Raw genomic sequence first — 16044 nt, forward strand, 5'->3', positions numbered from 1 at the left:
GTCCGAGCCGGCGCGTCAACGCGCCGCGAACACGTACCCGCCGACGCGCCGTTCACGGCGCTGCCGGCATGGTGCGCGGATCGGCCGCGGCGCGCGTCGCCCGCCCACCCGCCGGTCCCATCAGGAAGCTTCCCATGTCCAAGACCATCGCCGTCGTCGTCGGCAGCCTGCGCAAGGATTCGTTCAATGCCCGGCTCGCGGACGCGCTCGCCACGCTCGCCCCCGACGGCGTGCGGTTCAATCGCGTCCGCATCGACGACCTGCCGCTGTACAACCAGGACGACGAGCACTCCCCGCCTGCGCCGGTGAAGCGGCTCAAGCAGGAGATCCGCGAGGCCGACGGACTGCTGTTCGTCACCCCGGAGTACAACCGTTCGATTCCGGGCGTTCTGAAGAACGCGCTCGACCACGCCTCGCGTCCCTACGGCGAGAGCGTGTTCCCAGACAAACCGGCCGGCATCCTCGGCGTGTCGATCGGCACGATCGGCACCGCCTGCGCGCAGCAGCACCTGCGCACCATCCTGGCCTATCTGGACATGCCCACCCTGGGACAGCCCGAAGCCTTCCTCAAGGCCGACGACGTGCTCGACGACGCTGGCGGCATCGCCGACGGCAGCCGCAAGTTCCTGCAGGAGTGGATGGACGCGTACCTGGCCTGGGTGGACCAGCACGCCTAGCGGCCGGGCCCCCGGGCCGCCCGTTCCGCCTCGCCCTGCGCGCGCGACCGGCGCGCGCCCGATGCGCGCACGGCCTGCGACAGCCGCGCGGACAGCGCCTGCAGGTGTTTCTCCAGGGCGACTGGCTCGATCACCACGAACGGGACGCAGAGCATCGCCAGGTGGTAGGCGAGCATCTCCGGGCGCTGCGCGCCGGTGTGAAGTTCGCAGCGCTGCGCATCCAGGCGCGTCAGCCGGCCCGCCGACGCCGGAATCCGCTCGCGCATGAGTGCCAGCGGCGCGTGCAGCTCGATGCGGGCCTTGAGCGCGTAGGGCTCGAACGAGATCGCACGCGACACGAACGCGACCGCGTCGCCCCCGGGCACCTTGCGGGGCAGGAAGCGTTCGCCCTGGCCGCGCGGCATGCCGGCGATGCGGTCGACGCGGAAGGTGCGCCAGTCGTCGCGGGCGACGTCCCAGGCCAGCAGGTACCAGCGCGCCTCGGTGGACACCAGCGCGTGCGGCTCGATGTTGCGCATGCTGGTGCGTCCCTGCTGGTCCTCGTAGGCGAACTGCACGCGTTCGAAAGCGCGGCAGGCATTGGCTAGCGCGACCAGCCGGTCGTGCGGCACGCCGGGGCCGGCCGGCCCCAGCGGCAGCACCGCGGCGTGCAGGTTGCGCACGCGCGTGCGCAGGCGAGCCGGCATCACCTGCTGCAGCTTGGCCAGTGCGCGCAATGCCGATTCCTCCATGCCGACCACCGTGCCGCCCGTCGCCATCCGCAGGCCGAGCGACACCGCGAGCGCTTCATCGTCCTCCAGCAGCAGCGGCGGCAGGTTGCTGCCGGCGGCGAGCTGGTAGCCGCCGGCGGTGCCGGCACTCGAGTCGACCGGATAGCCGAGGCTGCGCAGGCGGTCGATGTCGCGGCGCACGGTGCGTTCGGTGACCTGCATGCGCGCGGCGAGCTCGCGGCCGCGCCAGAACGGGCGCGACTGCAGCAGCGACAGCAGGCGCAGCAGGCGGGCGGAGGTGTCGATCATGCGGCGCAGGATGCCATGGCTCGAGGACCGGAACTGTCCGCAATGGGGGCTAGCCTGTTCCGGACCTGCCGCGGCCCCTCCGCGGCGCCCCGTCCCATCCAACGCAGGAGCAATGCCATGTCCCTGAAACTCTTCGCCGCGCCGATGTCCAGTGCGCTTCCCGTGGTGCAGGCCATCGCCGAACTGGGGCTGGACTGCGAGACGGTGATGTTCGACCTGTCGTCGGGCGAGCAGAAATCGCCCGCCTATCTCGCCATCAACCCCCACGGCGTGGTGCCGACACTGGTGGTGGACGGCACGCCCCTGTTCGAGGCGCTGGCGATCATGCAGTGGCTCGGCGAGCGGCACGGCGTCGAGCGCGGCCTTTGGCCGGCGCCGGGCACTCCGCAGCACCTGGTCGCGCTGTCATGGAGCACCTGGGCCTATGTGAGCTACGGCGCGCTGGTGAGCGTGCTCAACTACGCCCAGGCCCCGCACGGAAAGGACCACCTGCATCATCCCCCGCTCGCCGCCGAAGTGCTGTCGCAACTGCATGCCGCACTCGACCGGCTGGATGCGCGGCTGGCGCAATCGCCCTGGCTGCTGGGCGAAGCGTTCTCGCTCGCCGACCTGATCGTGGCGAGCGTGGTCACCTACAGCGCGTATTGCGGCGTGAACACCGAAGGCCGCGCGCACCTGGAACGCTGGCTGCAGGCCTTCCAGTCGCGGGAGTCGTTCCGGACGGCGTGGGGTGGTGGCGAGGGAAAGTAGCGCACCTGTGCTGCGGCTGTGAGGAGATCCCCGGATGCGGCCTGCGGCCTTGTCCGGGCTACGCGGGAAACAGGTCGAAACCGATCGATCGGCTTCGACCAGTGCCCGGGCTGGCACGAAGGCCCCGGGCCGCAGGCGGGCCAGGCGACATCAAATGGCCCGCACCGCACCATCACCCCGCGGCCGCTCACGCCCCAGGCCGCGCCCGCAGCACCACGCTGATCCTCGGTCCCGCCTCGCGCACTTTGGGGATGCCGTGTTCGTGCGTGGTCTGCATCGCATGGCTCATCACGAACAGGCTGCCTGGCATCAGGTCGATCGCGATGCGGTCGGCATTGTCGGCCACGGCGCGGAGCAGCATGCGCCGCGGGGCGCCCAGCGACACCAGCGCGATGGGATGGCCGTCGCGCAGCGTGTGCAGCTTGTCGCCGTGCATGGCCACGCTGTCGCGGCCGTCGCGGTAGAAGTTCATGCCGATCGACGAGAACGGTGCCGGCACGCGTGCGCGCACCCGCGCCAGCAGGTCCGCGAGCGGCAGGTCGCCGGGCAGCGCGTCGACGGCGTAGTTCGCCAGCAGCCGCGGCACGTCCACCACCCGGTCGTACATCGGGCGGCGCAGGTGACGCCAGTCGGCGCGCGCCCGCAGCAGCTCGAACCAGGTCCGTGCGGTCGCGGGATCGATGAAGTCCGGCCAGTAGCGCGCCCCGCCCTGCGCGTCGTCGACCAGCTGCAGCATGGCCGGGGCGAACAGGTCGTCGCGGGACACGGTGGCGGTGCGCATGGCGCGTGCGTTCAGTGGAAATCGCGCGAGGGCGTGCGCAGCTCGCCCAGCAGGTGGCTGAAATCCTGCAGGTCGCGGGCGATCAGGTGCTGCACGCCGTCGACTTCCTCCCAGCGACCGCGCACCGCCATCAGCCGCGCGCCGAGCAGCGCCTTGCGCCGGCGCAGCGCGATGTGCGACCACACCACCACGTTGACCATGCCGTGCTCGTCCTCGAGGGTGACGAAGATCGTGCCCTTGGCCGTGGCCGGGCGCTGGCGCTGGGTGACGATGCCGGCGACGAACGCGCCGCGGCCGTGCGGCAGCGCCTGCAGCTGGCGGGTGTCGAGCACGCGCTGTGCGCGCAGGCGCTCGCGCAGCAGCGACAGCGGATGCGCGCCGAGGGTCAGCCCGGTGGCGCGATAGTCCGACAGCACGTCCTCGCCCGCGGTGGGCGCGGGCAGCGCCACGGCGTCCTCGTCCGGACTGCCGGGCAGCAGCGGCCGCTGGCGTTCGATCCCGGCCACCGCCCAGCGCGCCGCATGCCGGTGCCCGGCCAGCGCGGCCAGCGCCCCGGATTCGGCCAGCGCCTGGCGCGCCTTTTCGTCCAGGCCCGCACGCAGGCACAGGTCGCGCACGTCGGCGAACGGCCGCTGCGCGCGCGCGACGACGATCGCCTCGGCCGCCGCCTTCGACAGTCCCGCCACCTGGCGCAGCCCGAGCCGTAGCGCCGCCTGGCCGCCGTCGTCCACGCCGCTGCGCGGGTGCCCGCCCTCGAGCGTGCAGTCGTGGTCGCTGCACGTGACATCCACCGGCCGCACCTCGATCGCCCCGCGTCCGCCACGCACGCTGCCGCGGCGCGCGTCCTGCACGATCTGGCTGGGCGAATAGAACCCCATCGGCTGCGCGTTGAGCAGCGCGCAGGCGAAGGCCGCCGGCTCGTGCCGCTTGAGCCAGCAGCTGATGTAGACCAGCTTGGCGAACGAGGCGGCGTGGCTCTGCGGGAATCCGTAGGAGCCGAAGCCCTTGATCTGCTCGAAGATCTGGTCGATGAACTCGGGCGCGTAATTCTTCTCCAGCATCAGCTCGCGGATGCGCAGCCGGTGCGGCTCCATGTCGCCGCCCTGGCGCCAGGCCGCCATCGAACGGCGCAGGTTGTCGGCCTCGCTCGGGCTGTAGCCGGCGTGGATCACCAGCTCCATCACCTGCTCCTGGAACAGCGGGATGCCGAGCGTGGGTTCGAGGATCCTGCGCACGCCTTCGGACGGATAGGTCACCGCTTCCCTGCCCTGCCGGCGGCGCAGGTAGGGATGCACCATGTCGCCCTGGATCGGGCCCGGGCGCACGATCGCCACTTCCACCACCAGATCGTAGTACTTGGCCGGTTTCAGGCGCGGCAGCATGCTCATCTGCGCGCGCGATTCGATCTGGAACACGCCCAGGGTGTCGGCCGCCTGGATCATCGCGAAGGTGGCGGCATCGTCGGTGGGCAGCCGCGCCAGGTCGGGCATGTAGCCGCGGTGGCGCGTCACCAGGTCCACCGCCTTGCGGATGCAGGTCAGCATGCCCAGCGCCAGGCAGTCGACCTTGAGCAGCTTCATGGTCTCCAGGTCGTCCTTGTCCCACTGGATGATGGTGCGCTCGGGCATGGAGGCGTTCTCCACCGGCACCACGGTGGACAGCGGCGCATCGCCGATCACGAAACCGCCGACATGCTGCGACAGATGCCGCGGGTGGTCGCACAGGGCTTCGGTCACCGCCAGCACGCGCCGGATCAGCACGTTGTCCGGGTCGAACCCCGACTCGCGCAGGCGCTGTTCCATCGGCGAGCCGCCGTTGCCCCAGCCGTAGCACTCGGCCAGCAGCGCGATCTGGTCCGGCGGCAGGCCGAAGGCCTTGGCCACGTCGCGAACCGCGCTCTTGCCGCGGTAGCGGATCACGGTGGCGGCCAGGGCCGCGCGGTCGCGGCCGTACTTGGCGTAGACGTACTGCAGCACCTCCTCGCGCCGCTCGTGCTCGAAGTCGACGTCGATGTCGGGCGGCTCGTTACGCTCTTCCGACAGGAAGCGCGCCATCAGCAGCCGGCTCTCGACCGGGTTGACCACGGTGATGCCGAGCGCGAAACACACCGCCGAGTTGGCCGACGATCCGCGTCCCTGGCACAGGATGCCCTGGGAGGTCGCGAAGCGGACGATGTCCTCCACGGTGAGGAAGAACGCCTCGTACCTCAGCTTCGCGATCAGGGCGAGTTCGTCCTCGATCTGGCGCACGACATCCGGCGGGGCGCCCTCGGGCCAGCGGTTGCGCATGCCGCGGCGGGTGAGTTCGCGCAGCCAGGTGGTGGGCGTGTGGCCGTCGGGCACGAGTTCGACCGGATAGGCGTAGCGCAGGTCCTTGCCGAGATCGAAACGGCAGCGGCGCGCCAGCTGCGCGGCGGCCTCGAGCAGCGCCGGGCCGCCTTCGACCACGGCGTAGATGTTGCCCAGCGCGCGCCGCGTGCGCAGGTGGCGCTCGCCGTTGCGGAACAGGTGTCCACCGCATTCCGACAGCGGCGTGTTGTGGCGGATCGCGGTCATGGTGTCCTGCAGCGCGCGGCGGCGGCGCACGTCCATGTGCACGTCGCCGGCGGCCAGCGCGGGCATGTCGAGCCGGGCAGCAAGATCCACCAGCTGCGCCAGACGTGCGCCGTCGTCGCCTTCGCGGTGCAGTTCCACCGCGACGAAGGCGCGCGCGCCGAACACCGTGCGCAGCCAGCGGGCCTGCGCGGGATCCGGTTCGGACGCCGGGATCCACAGCGCGAACAGGCCGCACACCGACGGGTCGACATCCGACAGCAGCCGTTCGACGTCCGCGCGCGCGAGCCGGTAGCCCTTGCCCGCCACCGCACGCCGCGCGGTGGTGATCAACTCGCACAGGCGGGTGTAGCCGGCGGCCGTTTCCACCAGCAGCACGCACTCGAGTCCGCAGTCGAGCGTGAATTCGCTGCCGACGATGAGCTTCACGCCGGTGGCACGCGACGCCTCCAGCCCGCGCACGATGCCGGCCAGCGAACATTCGTCGGTGATCGCCAGCGCCTCGTAACCGCACTCGCGCGCGCGCTCGAACAGCTCCGTCGCGCTGGCCGCGCCGCGCAGGAACGAGAAGTCCGACAGGCAGTGCAGTTCGGCGTACGCGGGCAGCCCGGCCTCGCGCGGCGCATCGTCGTTCGCCGCGGAGGCCAGGCGCAGGCGGCGCGCGGTCTCCCATGCGCGCGGCGGCCGCCCGCCGGGCGTCTCGCGGTCGACCCCGTCGACGGCATCGTCCCAGCTCATGGCGGCAGCCCGGCGTCGCCATGACGCCGGGGGTGTTGCCGTTGTTGTGGCGGCCATGTCCGCGACCGCGGCCCCAGCAGCCCAGGCGCCGTCGCCTGCGGGGCCCTCACGCGAACCACCCCTGCAGCATCCAGCCGTCCTGCTCGGCCGGCGGCGCGAACGCCCAGGCGCGCTGGCCCTGGGAGGTCTCGAGCACGTAGTAGTCGCGGCGCGCGTCGGCACCGTCCCACCAGCCGCTTTCCAGGCGTTCCGGGCCCGAGACGATGCGCAGCTGCGGGTCGCGCAGCGGCACCGGGCGCGGCAGCAGCCAGGCGGGACGCGGCGGCCGCGGCGGTGCCGGCGGGATGGATGCCTCGTCGCCGTCGACCCGGCGCCACGCGCGTTCGGGACGCGGGTCGCCCGCGGGCGCGATCCGGTACACCGCCTCGTCGCCCAGGCGGGCGCGCAGGCGTTCGCGCAGCTGCGGCCACGGCAGTTGCTGCTGGCTGCGGGCATCGAACAGGTCGCGCGAGGCCGGGGCGAAGGGCGGCAGTTCGCGCGCCAGCAGGCGCACGCCGACCACCGGCCGTTCGATCCGCACCCGCTCCAGCCGGCTGCGCGTGACCTCGAACAGCATCGCCGGCTCGCGCTCTGGCGCCAGCAGGCCGACCTCGACATCGGTGTGCCCGCTGTCGTGTTCGAGCCGCAGCACGAACCGCTGCACGCCGCCGTCGCGGATCGACAGGTAGGTGCACAGGTCGCCGACCAGGCGCCGCAGCGGGAACAGCAGCGCCATGTGGCTCTCGACTTCGTAGCCCAGCTCCAGCCGCGCATCGAAGTGATCCGGCGGCGCATAGAAGCCCAGCGGATCGTCGGCCTCGCCGTACAGGCGGTCGAGGTGTTCGAGCAGCGGCAGGCCGAAGCGCCGGCGCAGCGCGTCGCGCGGCAGCGCGCGCAGCGTGCGCAGGTCGCGCAGGCCCATGCGCTGCAGGCGTTGGCCGAGGTCGCCCGGCAGGCGCGCCCGGCGCACCGGCACCCGGTCGAGGGTGTCCGCCATGACCCCGGGATGCATGATCGACAGGCCATCGCGCAGGCCGGCGAAGACGTGCGCGGCGCGCGGCGTCGGCGCCAGGGCGATGCGGTGGCCGAAGCCCAGCGCGGCCAGTTCCTCGCGCAGCCGGGCCTCGATCCGCGGCCACGGCCCGAGCAGGCGGAAGCTCGCGCGCACTTCCAGCACGATGCAGCCGGGCCACTGCGCGCTGACCAGCGAACTGTGCCGGTACGCCCACGCGGCGAGGAACCGCTGCCAGCGCGCTTCGGCCTGCGGGTCGTGCTCGACCATCGCGAACTCGCGCAGCAGCGCGTGCGCGGCGGTGAGCCGCATGCCCGCGCGCAGCCCGGCCTGGGCCGCGGACGCGTTCACCGCATGCAGGCTGCGCAGCTGCGCCGGGCCTTCCACCAGCGCCAGCGGCGCCTCGGGATCAGGCAGGCGCCGGAGGACGGCATCCAGCGCCAGCTGCGGCAGCAGTACGCAGGCCCAGAGCATCGGCGTCAGGCACGCGGACCCGGCACCGGGGCGGGCACGAGGCGCATTTCCTGCTGCGCGGGCGCTGCGGCGGTGCGATGCCGGGACGCGGCGGCTGCAAACGGGGCCTTGCCGGCCTTCGGCAGACAGGAGATCGCAGGCTCCTGCGTCAGGGAAAATCCCTGAGCGACCCCGGCGTCGTGCTTCCCACCGCGTGCCCATCCCCCGTCGGCACCTTCCACCCGTGAAGGGTGCAATGCGCCGCCAGGCGGGGAAAGGAAGACCGGAGACTGCAGAACCAGGCAAGGCTCGGCCGGGATGTGCGGCATGCGCGCAGCCACGGGGTCCTGCGCACGCGGGACAGGCGGAGATGCTTGCAGATCACGGGGCTGCGACCGCGGTACGAACGTCGCCGCCGGCACCGGGCCGCCACGGCACTTGCGCACCCGCCAGGCGATGCCCGCGTCCGTCGGATCGCGCACCGCTTCCAACCGCAGCGCCGCGGGCGAGGGATTGGCCGCGTGCCGGCGGTCGCGCAGGGCGAAGCCGAGGCAGTCGCCGCTGTCGGCCGCCACCTGGAGCCGACGCAGCGCCTGGGCATCGGCGGTCGCCGGCCAGCCCAGCACCGCCTCGCAGGCGCCGCTGCGCAGGCATTGCTCGAACGCCCACAGCGCATCGCGCGGCGACGCCTGCACCAGCTGCAGCTGCGCCAGGTCCACGCCCGCCGCCTGCCATGCCGGCGCGTACGGCAGGTACGGCGGCGAGACCAGCGCCACCAGGCCGCCGCCCTGGGTGATCCGCGCCAGTGTCGGCAGCAGCAGCGACAGTTCGCCCACGCCATCGCCCGGCAGCAGCAGTTCGGTCAGCGCGCGCCGCGGCCAGCCGCCCTGCGGCAGCAGGGCGTCGAGCGCCTCCAGGCCGGTGGATGCGCCGTCGGGCACGATCCGCGCGCTGCGCCCGGCATGCCACAGCGTGCGCGCGGCCAGCATCTGCTCGAGCGACTGCACGGCGGCCACCGGTCAGCCCTTGCGCACCAGGCCGCAGTACACGCCCTCGATCGCGAACTCCTGGCCGGCACGCACCTCGATCGGCGCGTGGTCGGGATTGCGCGGCAGCAGGCGGATGCGCGCCTTCGAGCGTTCCAGTCGCTTGATCGTGATCTCGCTGTCGATGCGCGCCACCACCACCTGGCCATTGCGCGCCTCGCTGGCGCGCTTCACCGCCACCAGGTCGCCGTCGAGGATGCCGTCGTCGCGCATCGAATCGCCCTTCACCTGCAGCAGGTAGTCGGGCCGCTCGGAAAACAGCGCGCGGTCGAGCAGCAGCAGCGCGTCGCTGCCGATGTCGGCGCCGATCGGCTGGCCCGCCGCCACCTGGCCCAGCACCGGCAGCGGCAGCTGGTCCGGGCGGCCGGGCAGGCGCAGCCCGCGCTTGCGGCCGGCGTCGAGCTCCAGCAGGCCGTCGGCCACCAGCGCCTGCACGTGCTTCTGCGCGGCGTTGCGCGAGGCGAAGCCGAAGGCGTGGGCGATCTCGGCCAGGCTCGGCGCGCGCCCGGCCGCCAGTTCCCGGCGCAGGAACTCCAGCACGGCGGCACGTTGCGGGGACAGGGAATCGGTCGGGCTCATGGGTGTACATTTGTACACCTTCCCGGCGCAGGAGGCGAGACCGGATCCAGCCTGCGGACGGGTTGCCGCCCGCGGGCCGGATGCGGCAATATAACGTTCGTTATAACACCGGACCGCTCGCCATGAAGCTCAGGATCACCACCATCGGCAATTCCGCGGGCGTCATCCTGCCCAAGGAACTGCTCGCCCGCCTGCGCGTGGGCAAGGGCGACGAGCTGTACGCGCTGGAGACCCCCGACGGCATCCGCCTGACCGCCTTCGACCCGGAACTGGCGATACAGATGGAGGTGGCGGAAGACGTGATGCGCAAGCGCCGGACCCTGCTCAACAAGCTCGCGCAGTAGGTGGTTCGATGATCGTCTGGATCAGCAAGGCGCTGGCCCTGGCCATCCACGACCGGCAACTGGCCGAGCATGGCGGCGGCGGCGGCGTGCGCGACGACGGCCTGCTCGATTCCGCCCTCGCCCGCCCGCAGCAGTTGCACGCCTACGGCGATCCACCGCCGGATCTCGCCGACCTGGCGGCCAGCCTCGCCTTCGGCCTGGCGCGCAACCACCCGTTCGTGGACGGCAACAAACGCACCGCCGCCGTTGCCTGCGAAGTCTTCATCCGCCTCAACGATGGACTGATCGAGGCGGAAGACCACGAGCTGTATCCGCTGTACATCGGCCTGGCCGAAGGCTCCACCAGCGAACCGGAATTCGCGGAGTGGTTGCGGCCCCGCATCGTCATGCAGGCGCGCAAGGTGCAGGAGCCGGCTGCCGGCTACGGGCGCTGAGGCGGGCGGTCCGGCGCCGGCGCCATCGCCCCGTCCGCCGGCGCGACGGGATCGAGCCAGCCGCGCGCGACCGCTGCTTCCACGTCGGCCGGGCTGTCGATGTCCTGCGCCGCGTCGGCCGCGTCCAGCACCCACAGCGTGCCGGGCGCCAGCGCGCGCAGGCGTGGCCCGAAGCCGCGGTCGGCGCCCGCGTCCGCGTCCGCGTCCGCGAACGCATCGAACCACGACGACGGCACCAGCGCGGGCACGCCCACCGTGCCCCCCACCTGCGTCGCCGCGCAGCCGGAGGCCGCCGTCGCCGCGCCCTGCACCAGCGCGCGCAGGTGCGACGCCTCCAGTCCCGGCAGGTCGCACGGCAGCACCAGCACCGGCCGCCCGCCGGAGGCGCGCACGCGTGGCGCGGCCGCCTGCAGGCTGCTACCCAGTCCGCGCGTCCAGTCGGGATTGGCGACCAGGTCGCAGTCCAGGTCCGCGACCGTGGCCTGCACCCGTTCGTGCTCCGCCCCGACCACCAGCAGCACGCGGGACGCCCCGCTTTCGAGTGCGAGACGCACGGTGCGATGCACCAGCGGCTCGCCGTCGCGGGTGAGCAGTTGTTTGGGCCGGCCGAGCCGGCGACTGCCGCCGGCCGCCAGCACCAGCGCGACGTGGCCGGCGCTCATGCGCGAACGCGGCTCATGCGTCGCCCGCCGCGGCGCGCCACTGCTGCAGCTGCGCGGCGATGCTCAGCGCGATCGCCTCCGGTCCCTGCCCGCCCAGGTCCAGGCCCACGGGCGCGCGCAGGCGCCCGGCGAGCGCATCGCGCCGCGCCGGCGGCAGCAGCACGAGCAGGTCGTCGCGCCGGCGCGGCGGGCCGAGCAGCCCGATGAAGCCGAGCGACGCGCCGGCAAGCGCGTCGAGCGCGTCGCGGTCGCGCTCGAAGTCGTGGTGCATCACCAGCGCGGCGGCAGGCTGTCCCGCCGCATCATTCAGCGGCACCGGAAACGCGGTGAGGTGCGCGTCGGCCATGGCGCCATGCTTGCGCCAGCGCGCGCGATCCTCCACCAGGACCGTGCGCCAGCCCAGCTCGCGCAGCAGCCGCAACAGCGCCGGCGATTCGGGTCCCGCGCCGAGCAGCAGCAGTTCGGGCAGGGGCGGCAGCGGCAGCGACCAGCCAGCGGCCGCGTCGTCCCATCCGGGCGCATCCGTCGGCAGGGTCCACCGCCCGCTGCGGTCGCCCGCGCGCAGCGCCACTTCGCCGGAGGCCGACAGCGTGCGCTCCAGCGTCGCGCTGCCGTCGATCCACGCGCGCAGCACCGCCTCCACGCCGTCCATCGCCGCCAGCGGCAGCAATGCGATGCGCAGCCGGCCACGGCAGCCCAGGGCGGCGCCGGAGAACAGCGCCTCGTCGTCGCGCGTGTCGATCTCGATCCAGCCGATGCGGCCGTCCGCTGCCGCGGCCGCCGCGCGCCGCGCGAGCTCCGGCTCCAGGCAGCCGCCGCTGAGCCATCCGGCCTCGCGCTCGCCTGCGAACAGCGCCATCGCGCCGGCGCGCGCGTAGGTCGAGCCTTCCGTCTCCAGTACCAGCGCCAGCGCCGCGTCGCGCTGCCGCGCGCACGCCAGCGCCGCCTCGAGCACCGGGCGCGGATTGCCGCGGGCGAGGAACCGCCCCGCCCCACCGGCTGGCGTCATGCGGCGCCCGGCAGCTTCCCGATCAGCTTGTCGAGCGTGATCGGATACTCGCGCACGCGCACCCCGGTGGCGTTGTAGATCGCGTTCGCCACCGCCGCGCCGACGCCGCAGATGCCGAGTTCGCCCACGCCCTTGGCCTTCATCGGCGAGGAGATCGGATCGGTCTCGTCCAGGAACACCACCTCCTGGTGCGGAATGTCGGCATGCACCGGCACCTCGTAGCCGGCCAGGTCGTGGTTGACGAAGAACCCCAGGCGCTTGTCGATCGCCAGTTCCTCCATCAGCGCCGCGCCCGTGCCCATCACCATCGCGCCGATCACCTGGCTGCGCGCGGACTTGGGGTTGAGGATGCGACCGGCGGCGCACACCGCGAGCATGCGCCGCACCCGGATCTCCGCCGTGTGCGCGTCCACGCCCACCTCAACGAAGTGCGCGCCGAAGGTGGACTGCTGGAACTTCTTGTCGAGGTCGCCGAACTCGATCGCATCCTCGGCCACCAGTTCGCCGTCCTTCGCCGCGTCGGCCAGGGCGACGCTGCGCCCGCCCGCGGCGACGTTGCCGTCGGCGAAATCGGCGGCGGCGGGGTCGAGCCCGAGTCTGGTCGCCACCGCCTCGCGCAGCTTCATGCAGGCCGCGTACACGCCCGCGGTCGAGCTGTTCGCGCCCCACTGCCCGCCCGAACCGGCGGACGCCGGGAAGTTCGAGTCGCCCAGGCGCACGTCCACGCGCTCCAGCGGCACGCCCATCATCTCCGCCGCGGTCTGGGCGATGATCGTGTAGCTGCCGGTGCCGATGTCGGTCATGTCGGTCTCGACCACCACGCGGCCGTCGGTCCCCAGGCGCACGCGCGCGGCGGACTTCATCACCAGGTTGTTGCGATAGGCGGCGGCCACGCCCATGCCGACCAGCCAGCGGCCCTCGCGCACCTGCGCGGGGGTCGCGTTGCGGCGGGCCCAGCCGAAGCGGTCGGCGCCGGTGCGCAGGCACTGCACCAGCTGCCGCTGCGAGAACGGACGCCCGGGCTTCTCCGGATCCACCTGGGTGTCGTTGAGGATGCGGAATTCGACCGGATCGATGCCGAGCTTCTCCGCCATCTCGTCGACCGCCGCTTCCAGCGCCATCATTCCCGGCGCCTCGCCGGGCGCGCGCATGGCGTTGCCCTCGGGCAGGTCGAGCTCGGCCAGGCGCAGCGCGCAGCGGCGGTTGGCGCCCGCGTACAGCCAGCGGGTCTGCTGGGTGGCGACTTCCGGGCTGCCGCCGGGCAGGTCGCCCGACCAGCTCTCGTGCGCGATCGCGCTGATCTTGCCGTCCTCGCCGCAGCCGATGCGGATGCGCTGGATGGTGGCCGGGCGATGGGTCGTGTTGTTGAACATCAGCGGCCGCTGCAGCGCGACCTTCACCGGACGCCCCGCGGCCTTCGCGCCCAGCGCGGCCAGCAGCACGTCGGCGCGCAGGAACAGCTTGCCGCCGAAGCCGCCGCCGATGTACGGCGAATCGAGCCGCACCTTCTCGGCCGGGATGCCCAGCGTGCGGGCGAGGTCCTTGCGGCCCCAGTCGATCATCTGGTTCGAGGTCCACACCGTCAGCGCGTCGCCATCCCAGGCGGCGATGGTCGCGTGCGGCTCCATCATCGCGTGGGCCTGGTCGGGCGTGGTGTAGGTGACGTCCAGCTGCACCGGCGCCTTCGGGAAGGCGGCGTCGAAATCGCCGGCGCCGGTGTCGGGTTCGTTCTCCGGCATCGTGGCCGAATCGCGTCGCGCGGCGAGGTCGAAACGCCCCTGCTCGCGCGCGTACTCCACCCGGACCAGCTGCGCCGCGGCGCGCGCCTGTTCGAAGGTCTCGGCCACCACCAGCGCGATCGCCTGGTGGTAGTGCTGCACCTGCGGGCCGCCCAGGAGATGGGCGGTGTTGAACCGGCCCTTGGCCAGCTTGCCGGCGTTGCCGGCGGTGACCACGGCCAGCACGCCGGGCGCGCGCTCCGCGGCTTCGGTATCGAGGCTGCGGATGCGGCCCTTGGCGATGGTCGCGCCGACGACGTGGCCGTAGGCCTGGTTGGCGACCACGTCGTGGCGCTCGTAGGCGTACGGCGCGGTGCCGGAGACTTTCAGCGGACCTTCGATGCGGTCGACCGGCTTGCCGACCACCTTCAGCCGGTCGATCGGGTTGGTGGTGGCGGGGGTGTCGAATTTCATGCGCGGGCTCCCGCGTCCACCAGCACCGCGGCGATGGTGCGCTCGGCCAGCGGCAGCTTGAAGGCGTTGTGGTCGGTGGGACGGGCGTCGGCGAACAGCCGGTCGGCGACGGCGCGGCTGCCGCGCGGCAGTTCCGCATCGGCCGCCGCATCGCGCCAGGGTCGCGGCGCGACGCCGCCGAGCGCGACGCGCCCGCTGCCGTCGCGCTGCACGACCGCCGCGACCGACACCAGCGCGAACGCGTACGAGGCGCGGTCGCGCACCTTGCGGTAGACGTGCGTGCCGGCAACCGGTTCGGGCAGGGTCACCGAGGTGATCAGCTCGCCCTTCTCCAGCACCGTCTCGATGTGCGGGGTGGACCCGGGCGGCCGGTAGAACCGGTCCAGCGCGATGCTGCGCGTGGTGCCGTCGGCCTTGACCGTCTCGACGCTGGCGTCGAGCACCCGCATCGCCACGGCCATGTCGCTGGGATGGGTGGCGATGCAGGCCTCGCTGGTGCCGACCACGCCCAGCTGCCGGCTGTAGCCCTCCAGCGCGGCGCAGCCGCTGCCCGGCAGGCGCTTGTTGCAGGGCTGCGCGGTGTCGTAGAAGTACGGGCAGCGGGTGCGCTGCAGCAGGTTGCCCGCGGTGGTCGCCTTGTTGCGCAGCTGGCCCGAGGCGCCCGCCAGCAGCGCGCGCGACAGCACCGCGTAGTCGCGGCGCACGCGCCGGTCGGCGGCCAGGTCGGTGTTGCGCACCAGCGCGCCGATGCGCAGGCCGCCGGCGTCGGTGGGTTCGATGCGGTCGAGCCCGAGCACGTTGACGTCCACCAGGTGCGCGGGTGTCTCGATCTCCAGCTTCATCAGGTCCAGCAGGTTGGTGCCGCCGGCGATGAACCGGGCGCCCGGCGTGCGCGCGGCCGCGGCCGCGGCCTCGGCGGGCGTGCGTGCGCGCTCGTAGGAGAAGGCCTTCATGCGCGGCTCCCGGCGACATCGGCGATCGCATCGAGGATGTTCGAATACGCGCCGCAGCGGCAGAGGTTGCCGCTCATGCGCTCGCGGATCTCCTCGGCGCTCGCGCGCGGGCGCGCCTCCAGGTCCTCGCTCACGTGGCTGGGGATGCCCGCCTCGATCTCGTCGAGCACCGCCACCGCCGAGCAGACCTGGCCCGGCGTGCAGTAGCCGCACTGGTAACCGTCGTGCTCGACGAAGGCGCGCTGCATCGGGTGCAGGTCGCCCGGCGTGCCGAGCCCTTCGATGGTGGTGATCTCGTCCCCGGCATGCATCACCGCCAGGCTCAGGCAGGCGTTGATCCGGCGCCCGCCGGCGATCACCGTGCAGGCGCCGCACTGGCCGTGGTCGCAGCCCTTCTTGCTGCCGGTGAGCCTGAGGTGCTCGCGCAGGGCGTCGAGCAGCGTGGTGCGGGTGTCGACCCGCAGCGTGTGCGTGGTGCCGTTGACCTTGAATTCGAGGTCGGCGAGCACCGGCGGCCGCGGCGGCTCGGGCGCGGCCGCCTGGGCCAGGGCCGAGGTGGCGGGCATCGCGCCGGCCACCACCGTGGTGGCGCCGGTGCGCAGCACGTCGCGCCGGGACATGGTGAGGACGTCTTCCGGAAGTGGCATGCGCAGGTTCCCTTGGCTGGTCGCGGGCGGCGCGAACGCGCCGCGGGACGATGGCTGCCGCCGAGTAGACAACGCCGCGCGTAGCACGGCGTGAAAAACTCCCGCCGGTTGCGGACGCCGCGGCCGTCGATGCCAGGCACACGCTTGCCGCTCGCCC

At 72.9% G+C, this 16044-nt stretch carries 14 protein-coding genes and 1 pseudogene; 4 read left to right on the top strand and 11 right to left on the bottom strand.

Annotated features, from left to right (window positions below):
* The first annotated feature begins 134 nt into the window (after nt 1-134).
* The gene (locus tag QFW80_RS06420; protein WP_280600677.1) at nt 135-677 is read left to right on the top strand and encodes an NADPH-dependent FMN reductase; all 543 of its coding nucleotides are present in this window, start codon (nt 135-137) and stop codon (nt 675-677) included.
* Here QFW80_RS06420 and QFW80_RS06425 read toward each other — a convergent pair.
* Nucleotides 674-1696: a helix-turn-helix transcriptional regulator gene (locus QFW80_RS06425; protein ID WP_280600678.1), complete on the bottom strand. Its 1023-nt coding sequence runs from the start codon at nt 1694-1696 to the stop codon at nt 674-676. The two genes, QFW80_RS06420 and QFW80_RS06425, sit on opposite strands and share 4 nt — an antisense overlap.
* A gap of 117 nt (nt 1697-1813) precedes the next feature.
* On the opposite strand from QFW80_RS06425, the gene QFW80_RS06430 reads away from it, so the two are divergent.
* Nucleotides 1814-2446, top strand: coding sequence for a glutathione S-transferase family protein (locus QFW80_RS06430; protein ID WP_280600679.1), 633 nt, complete (start codon nt 1814-1816; stop codon nt 2444-2446).
* 187 nt (nt 2447-2633) lie between these two features.
* Here the strand turns inward: QFW80_RS06430 and QFW80_RS06435 are convergent, their stop codons facing one another.
* The 5 genes and pseudogenes from QFW80_RS06435 to lexA form a co-directional block, all read right to left on the bottom strand.
* Nucleotides 2634-3227, bottom strand: coding sequence for an alpha-ketoglutarate-dependent dioxygenase AlkB (locus tag QFW80_RS06435; RefSeq protein ID WP_280600681.1), 594 nt, complete (start codon nt 3225-3227; stop codon nt 2634-2636).
* An 11-nt stretch (nt 3228-3238) separates the two neighbouring features.
* On the bottom strand, nt 3239-6517 hold the full coding sequence (locus tag QFW80_RS06440) for an error-prone DNA polymerase (protein WP_280600683.1): 3279 nt from the start codon (nt 6515-6517) through the stop codon (nt 3239-3241).
* 106 nt (nt 6518-6623) lie between these two features.
* Nucleotides 6624-8042, bottom strand: a complete 1419-nt coding sequence (locus QFW80_RS06445; RefSeq protein ID WP_280600685.1) for a Y-family DNA polymerase — start codon at nt 8040-8042, stop codon at nt 6624-6626.
* A gap of 392 nt (nt 8043-8434) precedes the next feature.
* A pseudogene (imuA, locus tag QFW80_RS06450) lies at nt 8435-9010 on the bottom strand (translesion DNA synthesis-associated protein ImuA); the annotation flags it as partial.
* Between the two features lie 30 nt (nt 9011-9040).
* Nucleotides 9041-9646, bottom strand: a complete 606-nt coding sequence (gene lexA, locus QFW80_RS06455) for a transcriptional repressor LexA (RefSeq protein WP_280600687.1) — start codon at nt 9644-9646, stop codon at nt 9041-9043.
* A gap of 122 nt (nt 9647-9768) precedes the next feature.
* Between lexA and QFW80_RS06460 the strand changes: the two genes are divergently transcribed.
* Entirely contained in the window at nt 9769-9990 is a 222-nt protein-coding gene (locus tag QFW80_RS06460; protein WP_280600688.1) for an AbrB/MazE/SpoVT family DNA-binding domain-containing protein, read from the top strand.
* An 8-nt stretch (nt 9991-9998) separates the two neighbouring features.
* Complete coding sequence (locus QFW80_RS06465; protein WP_280600690.1) at nt 9999-10424, top strand: type II toxin-antitoxin system death-on-curing family toxin; 426 nt, start codon at nt 9999-10001, stop codon at nt 10422-10424.
* Here QFW80_RS06465 and QFW80_RS06470 read toward each other — a convergent pair.
* Genes QFW80_RS06470 through paoA form a run of 5 tightly spaced genes read right to left on the bottom strand, consistent with a single transcriptional unit; the run spans nt 10412 to nt 15887 of the window.
* Complete coding sequence (locus tag QFW80_RS06470; RefSeq protein ID WP_280600692.1) at nt 10412-11086, bottom strand: nucleotidyltransferase family protein; 675 nt, start codon at nt 11084-11086, stop codon at nt 10412-10414. The genes QFW80_RS06465 and QFW80_RS06470 overlap by 13 nt on opposite strands.
* A 13-nt stretch (nt 11087-11099) precedes the next feature.
* Complete coding sequence (locus tag QFW80_RS06475; protein ID WP_280600694.1) at nt 11100-12095, bottom strand: XdhC family protein; 996 nt, start codon at nt 12093-12095, stop codon at nt 11100-11102.
* The gene (gene paoC, locus QFW80_RS06480) at nt 12092-14287 is read right to left on the bottom strand and encodes an aldehyde oxidoreductase molybdenum-binding subunit PaoC (RefSeq protein ID WP_280600696.1); all 2196 of its coding nucleotides are present in this window, start codon (nt 14285-14287) and stop codon (nt 12092-12094) included. The genes QFW80_RS06475 and paoC overlap by 4 nt, the downstream gene beginning before the upstream one ends.
* A complete protein-coding gene (locus QFW80_RS06485; RefSeq protein ID WP_280600697.1) occupies nt 14284-15240 on the bottom strand; it encodes an FAD binding domain-containing protein in 957 nt (318 codons plus the stop codon). Before QFW80_RS06485 ends, paoC begins: the two co-directional genes overlap by 4 nt.
* Nucleotides 15237-15887: an aldehyde dehydrogenase iron-sulfur subunit PaoA gene (gene paoA, locus QFW80_RS06490; protein WP_280600698.1), complete on the bottom strand. Its 651-nt coding sequence runs from the start codon at nt 15885-15887 to the stop codon at nt 15237-15239. Before paoA ends, QFW80_RS06485 begins: the two co-directional genes overlap by 4 nt.
* Between the last annotated feature and the right edge of the window lie 157 nt (nt 15888-16044).

Origin of the sequence: Luteimonas rhizosphaericola (assembly GCF_029888045.1) — a bacterium.
GTDB classification, from domain to species: Bacteria; Pseudomonadota; Gammaproteobacteria; order Xanthomonadales; family Xanthomonadaceae; genus Luteimonas; species Luteimonas rhizosphaericola.